We start from the raw sequence: 1,405 nt of genomic DNA, 5'->3' as shown, positions 1-1,405 counted from the left end.
CGCCACGCCCTGCGCGCGCTATCGCACGCTCGCGGCTGAACTCGACGCCCTGGCTGCCGCCACGGTTGCCGCGCCTGCGGCGGCGGCCCGTTCGCGGCCCACGCCTGCCGCACTGCTGGAGCTGCACACCTTGCAGGCGCTCGACGCGACCCTGGCGGGCGCGTCCTTGCGCGAAGTGGCCGAAGGGCTGTTCGGCGTGGAGGCCGTCGCGGCCAACTGGCACAAGGACGGTGCCTTGCGCGCCCGCGTGCGCCGGCTGGTGCGCCGTGGCGATGCGCTGATGTGCGGCGGCTATCGCCGCCTTGCACAGCTTCCGCCACTGCCGTTGCAGTAGGGGGGACGTTTCGCAGCCCCTGCAATTCGTCCCTTAGCAAGAAGCCTCGCTTTCTTGAAAGTGCCTCCATCCGGCCGCGTGGTGTGGCCGGGCTTGATGGAGGTTCATCCCATGCGACCAGCTCCCTTGCGGCCTGCCGCCACTGTCTCGACCGCTGCCGCGCAGCCGCAGCGTTACCTCACCAACGACGAAGCCGCCGAGTACCTGCGCCTGTCGCCGCGCACGCTGGAGAAGCAGCGCGTGATCGGCGGCGGGCCACGCTTTCGCAAGTTCGGCCGGCGCGTCATGTACGCCGTGGCCGACCTCGACGCCTGGGCGGCCGACCGCAGCTTCGAGACGACTTCCGATCCCGAGTACGCCGAGCACCACTCGGCGGACAGCCGTGCGCGCTGATCGCTGGCGCGCGCCAGGCCACAGCCATGTCCATCTCCGCGCTGCCATTTCGGCAGCGGCCCCCGCAAGAACGCGAACAGCTCGACCTGTTCCGCGCCTTGCCGGGCGACATGGCACCGCGCGACAGCCAGGACTTGATGGCCTATCCGTTCTTCTCGCTCGCCAAGTCCAAGCGGGTCAAGCCCATCGACTTCCGGGCGGGCAACGTCACGATCCGCGTGGAAGGCACGCAGGAGCATGGCATCGCCACGATTTGGGATGCCGACGTGCTGATTTGGGCGGCCTCACAGATCGTGGAGGCGAAGGATGCGGGCCTGCGGCCTTCGCGGCTGATCCGTGCGACGCCCTACGAGATCCTGCGCTTCATCGGGCGCGGCAAGTCGCTGCGCGACTACCAGCGCCTCAAAGCGGCCTTGGATCGCCTGCAATCGACCACGGTGGCCACGTCCATCCGCGAGACAACCGGGCGGCGTTTGCACCGCTTCTCGTGGATCAACGAATGGAAGGAACTGGCCGATGCCAGCGGCACACCGCTGGGCATCGAGCTGATCTTGCCGGACTGGTTCTATACGGGCGTGCTGGATGCCGCCCTGGTGCTGACCATCGACCCGGCGTATTTCCGGCTGACCGGCGGCATCGAGCGGTGGCTGTACCGCCTGGTGCGCAAGCACGGCGGCA

Annotated in this window: 3 protein-coding genes; all 3 read left to right on the top strand. The window is 68.8% G+C overall.

The window, feature by feature from the left end; translation table 11 throughout:
• The coding region (locus tag HMPREF2581_RS33535; RefSeq protein WP_256565198.1) for a DUF2285 domain-containing protein at nt 1-334 on the top strand (334 nt) is incomplete at its 5' end.
• A 111-nt stretch (nt 335-445) separates the two neighbouring features.
• Nucleotides 446-727: a helix-turn-helix transcriptional regulator gene (locus tag HMPREF2581_RS11595; protein WP_003107109.1), complete on the top strand. Its 282-nt coding sequence runs from the start codon at nt 446-448 to the stop codon at nt 725-727.
• A gap of 26 nt (nt 728-753) precedes the next feature.
• Nucleotides 754-1,405 (top strand): replication initiator protein A (locus tag HMPREF2581_RS11590; protein ID WP_070867329.1); only part of this gene is annotated, 652 nt, incomplete at its 3' end.

The sequence above is a fragment of the Pseudomonas sp. HMSC057H01 genome, from assembly GCF_001836405.1.
GTDB classification, from domain to species: domain Bacteria; phylum Pseudomonadota; class Gammaproteobacteria; order Pseudomonadales; family Pseudomonadaceae; genus Pseudomonas; species Pseudomonas aeruginosa.
Note: the sequence above shows the minus strand (reverse complement) of the source record. Positions and strands in the feature narration are given on the sequence as shown.

Coding starts and splice junctions, on each gene's coding strand:
- HMPREF2581_RS11595 (WP_003107109.1), top strand. CDS start 446: ATGCGACCAGCTCCCTTGCGGCCTGCCGCCACTGTCTCGACCGCTGCC.